5 protein-coding genes and 1 riboswitch are annotated in these 3,918 nt (G+C 41.3%); of the genes, 4 read left to right on the top strand and 1 reads right to left on the bottom strand.

Annotation, left to right across the window (positions count from 1 at the left end; translation table 11 throughout):
* The first annotated feature begins 179 nt into the window (after positions 1–179).
* Positions 180–320: riboswitch (cobalamin riboswitch) on the top strand.
* Positions 321–345: 25 nt separating this feature from the next.
* Genes A4S05_RS11665 through A4S05_RS11650 form a run of 4 tightly spaced genes read left to right on the top strand, consistent with a single transcriptional unit; the run spans position 346 to position 3,028 of the window.
* Positions 346–1,122, top strand: coding sequence for an energy-coupling factor ABC transporter permease (locus A4S05_RS11665; RefSeq protein WP_069069994.1), 777 nt, complete (start codon positions 346–348; stop codon positions 1,120–1,122).
* Positions 1,109–1,411, top strand: a complete 303-nt coding sequence (locus A4S05_RS11660) for an energy-coupling factor ABC transporter substrate-binding protein (protein WP_069069993.1) — start codon at positions 1,109–1,111, stop codon at positions 1,409–1,411. Before A4S05_RS11665 ends, A4S05_RS11660 begins: the two co-directional genes overlap by 14 nt.
* Positions 1,408–2,214 (top strand): cobalt ECF transporter T component CbiQ, encoded by an 807-nt coding sequence (gene cbiQ, locus A4S05_RS11655; protein WP_069069992.1) that lies wholly within the window; start codon positions 1,408–1,410, stop codon positions 2,212–2,214. The genes A4S05_RS11660 and cbiQ overlap by 4 nt, the downstream gene beginning before the upstream one ends.
* Positions 2,195–3,028: an energy-coupling factor ABC transporter ATP-binding protein gene (locus tag A4S05_RS11650; RefSeq protein WP_069069991.1), complete on the top strand. Its 834-nt coding sequence runs from the start codon at positions 2,195–2,197 to the stop codon at positions 3,026–3,028. Before cbiQ ends, A4S05_RS11650 begins: the two co-directional genes overlap by 20 nt.
* A gap of 111 nt (positions 3,029–3,139) precedes the next feature.
* On the opposite strand, the gene A4S05_RS11645 is transcribed toward A4S05_RS11650, so the two are convergent.
* Positions 3,140–3,685, bottom strand: a complete 546-nt coding sequence (locus tag A4S05_RS11645; protein WP_069069990.1) for an NADPH-dependent FMN reductase — start codon at positions 3,683–3,685, stop codon at positions 3,140–3,142.
* Positions 3,686–3,918: the final 233 nt, after the last annotated feature.

Below are 3,918 nucleotides of genomic sequence, written 5' to 3'. Positions count from 1 at the left end.
GAGCATAGGAACGAGATAACGAAAATACTCGCTCTAAGCGAAGCATCCCGAAGGGTATACGCTACGCTATCCCCCAGTCATACAGAATACCCAACTGAATTCTGACTCCTGAATTCTGTTCGATAAACTACGCTTTGTGAATACCTGGTGAAAAATAGCTGCTCAAAATTGGTAATGGTGATATAGTTACTCAAATCGGTTCTGATGGGAAGCAGCCATCGGACGCAAGGGGGAAAGTCCGGTGTAAATCCGGCGCTGTCCCGCAACTGTGAACCAAAATTAGGTGAGTCAGGATGCCCGCCGGTTAGAATCAGTTCGTTTACATAAATCTGCGAGGTACAGATTATGAAAAGTAAAAAACAGGCGTTAGTCAGTCTAACCCTGATGGGAGTTATCAGTTTTTATCTAGTAGTTGGTTTACCCAAACCCGCTTACGCCATGCACATTATGGAAGGTTTTTTGCCAGTGCAGTGGGCAATTTTTTGGTGGGTTGTGGCATTACCATTTTTTCTATTAGGATTGCGTAGTCTGACTCGCATTACCCAAGCTAACCCGGAACTGAAACTACTCTTAGGCTTGGCTGGTGCTTTTACTTTTGTGCTGTCAGCTTTGAAAATCCCTTCTGTCACAGGTAGCTGTTCTCACCCAACAGGGACAGGGTTAGGTGCGGTGCTGTTTGGCCCCCTTACTATGTCGGTTTTGGGTAGCTTAGTATTGTTGTTTCAAGCTTTGTTACTAGCACATGGCGGCTTAACGACGCTGGGGGCAAATGCTTTTTCGATGGCGATCGCTGGCCCTTTCGTAGCTTACTGGATATATAATCTGACAATAAAGTTAGGTGGTAAACAACAAATCGCCATATTTTTAGCAGCTGCGATCGCAGATTTACTCACCTATATTATCACTTCCATCCAACTCGCCCTAGCTTTCCCCGCACCTGTTGGTGGGTTTATCGCTTCATTTACCAAGTTCGCCGGAATTTTTGCCATTACTCAAGTTCCCTTAGCAATTAGTGAAGGATTACTAACTGTGTTGGTGTGGAACTGGCTGCAATCTTATAATCCTCAAGAATTAGAATTGTTGAAATTAATCAAGCGAGGAAGTGGCAATGAGTCAATCTAAAAAAGGGTTGAGCAACTGGTTGTTGGTATTAGGAGTTATAGCTTTAGCAGTTGCACCGTTAATATTTGTGCGAGGTGGGGAGTTTGCCGGTGCTGATGGCAAAGCAGAAGAGGCTATTAATGAAATACAACCCGAATATAAACCCTGGTTTAAATCATTTTTTGAACCAGCTAGTGGTGAAATAGAAAGCTTATTATTTGCTTCGCAAGCGGCTTTGGGTGCGGGAGTAGTTGGTTATGCAATTGGATTGTATAAAGGACGTTCCCAACAACAAAAACCTAAAGAATGAGCCTACAACTAGACACTTTAGCTTATACCAATCGATTGCGAAGATTGCCACCAGAGCATAAACTAATTTTTGCATTTACTACTCTTGCTATTTCCCTGGCTAGCCATCCGCTAGTGCAAATATTGATGGCACTTTGGATGGGTATTTGGACAGTTATTTATGCAAGAATTCCCGCTGGTGTTTATTTTAAATTGTTAACATTTACCATAGTTTTTTGTTTGACAAGTTTGCCAGCACTTATGGTGAATGGAGTTACGATTAATGATTTGCCAAACGTACAATTAGATTCGTGGTATGGATTAACTCTCGGACACTTCTATATTTATATCAGTCATCATGGCAGTATCCAAGCATTAGGAATTTTAACCAGAGCATTAGCCTCTGTTTCTTGCTTATATTTTCTCATGTTAACCGTCCCTTTCACGGAGATATTACAAACTCTGCGTTACTTACGATTTCCAGTGCTTTTAACCGATTTGTTATTACTAATGTATCGGTTTATTTTCATCCTACTGAACACAGCCGATGAATTATGGACAGCACAAAACTCCCGTGGTGGTTACCGTACTTGGCGTAGTGGAATGAAAAGTTTAGCACTACTAATCGGACAATTATTACAGCGAACCTTACAACGATATAGTCAGTTTTCTCTGGGATTGCAATCACGGGGTTTTGTGAGTGAATTTCGAGTTTGGCATCCCCGCCGCTATCATCCCCAAGCGCGATATATCATCGAAGCAATTTGCGGCTGTGTAGGATTAATAGGATTAGAATTTTGGCGAAATGCAGGAATATTTACTTGAATTTGAGCAGGTATATTATACCTATCCAGGCGCACAAGAATCAGCTTTGAATGGTCTAACATTGAAGATTCCATCTGGGAAAAGGTGTGCGTTAATTGGGCAGAATGGTTGTGGTAAAACGACACTATTTTTATTAGCCAACGGTCTATATAAACCTGATTCTGGTATTGTACGTTGGCGTAGTGAACCGTTAAGTTATAATCGCAATGATCTTAGTAACTTACGGCAGAAAGTTGGACTAGTATTTCAAGATCCAGAACAACAATTAGTAGCTTCTACTGTTGAAGAAGATATATCTTACGGTTTGTGTAATTTGGGTTTACCAGAGCCAGAAATTAAAGACCGAGTAGAGCAAGCATTAGTGGAATTTGAACTGACTGCTTTAGCAGAAAGACCAGTACATCATCTGAGTTTAGGACAAAAAAAGCGAGTTTCTATAGCAGATGTCATGGTATTACACCCGGAACTCTTGGTGTTGGATGAGCCAACTGCATATTTAGATGTAAAACATACTCGTAACTTGATAGCGACTTTGAAAAGGATTCATCGAGATGGAACCACTTTGTTGATGGCAACCCATGATTTGGATTTAGTTTATCGTTGGGCAGATTGGGTTTTTGTCATGGATAAAGGGCAGTTGATGCTAGAAGGTAAACCACAAGATGTATTTAGTCAGCGTACACTTTTAGAAGAGTTAGAGTTAGGCGTACCATTGATATATGAGATGTTATTTGATGGGCTATCTGCTGAAGAAGGAGTAATTATAGAAAGAGTGCGACAGCGGATATTACAGCTATTTCGTAATTTTTCCTGATTAACATAGGATTTACGTAAAACTAAACGCCAACCCACACATTTTAAGGTTTTTGGCGTTAACCCAAGCGTATTGAAATATAGGGTGGACAAAACTTTGCCCACCATATAACTAATTTACACCTCGCAGCTTGCGAGTATTATCAACTAAACTCTGAGCAAATTGATCAAATCTTTGAGATAGCTTCTCATCTAGTAGCTTGCCTTCAGGACTGAACGCACTCCAAGCTTGTCCGATCGCAATTTGTTCAGGAATTGCCCAACAATGCACCCATCTGGTAATTAACCGTAGTTCGTTCAGAGCATTACTATTAGACTGTCCACCTAAGACACTAATAAATCCTGCCACTTTATCTGACAGTTGATCAAAGCTCATCAAATCTAGAGCATTTTTGAGGACACCACTAACGCCACCATGATACTCAGGTGTCGCTAAAATTAATCCATCAGCCTGACTAACAGTATTTTGCAACCGCAAAACATCTGGGTACTCTGGATACTCCTTAGCGCCAGTGCAAAATGGTAGCTGCAACTGCCGTAAATCGAGAATTTCTACCTCTGCACCCAAGGCTTCCACCCTTTGCATTGCTACTTGTAAAGCAAGCTGGGTATAAGAGTTGGATCTTAAACTACCGCCAATACCAATAATTCTCACCATAATTAACCTACAAAGTATTAACTAGCTCTTAAAAAACGGAATCGTTATGACTATGCTTATCTTAGCGATTTGTGTCAGAATGTGTCAAATTAATATCTGCTGGGCATTGGGCATTGGGTATTGGGTATTGGGTATTGGGTATTGGGCATGGGGCATGGGGCATTGGGCATTGGGCATTGGTGACTCTTCCCCATTCCCCCTTCCCCTGTGGATGGCTACGGTGTACACACAAG

The sequence above is a fragment of the Nostoc sp. KVJ20 genome, from assembly GCF_001712795.1.
GTDB lineage: Bacteria > Cyanobacteriota > Cyanobacteriia > Cyanobacteriales > Nostocaceae > Nostoc.
This window is presented reverse-complemented; position numbering and strand designations above follow the sequence as displayed.

Coding starts and splice junctions, on each gene's coding strand:
- A4S05_RS11665 (WP_069069994.1), top strand. CDS start 346: ATGAAAAGTAAAAAACAGGCGTTAGTCAGTCTAACCCTGATGGGAGTT.
- A4S05_RS11660 (WP_069069993.1), top strand. CDS start 1,109: ATGAGTCAATCTAAAAAAGGGTTGAGCAACTGGTTGTTGGTATTAGGA.
- cbiQ (WP_069069992.1), top strand. CDS start 1,408: ATGAGCCTACAACTAGACACTTTAGCTTATACCAATCGATTGCGAAGA.
- A4S05_RS11650 (WP_069069991.1), top strand. CDS start 2,195: ATGCAGGAATATTTACTTGAATTTGAGCAGGTATATTATACCTATCCA.
- A4S05_RS11645 (WP_069069990.1), bottom strand. CDS start 3,685: ATGGTGAGAATTATTGGTATTGGCGGTAGTTTAAGATCCAACTCTTAT.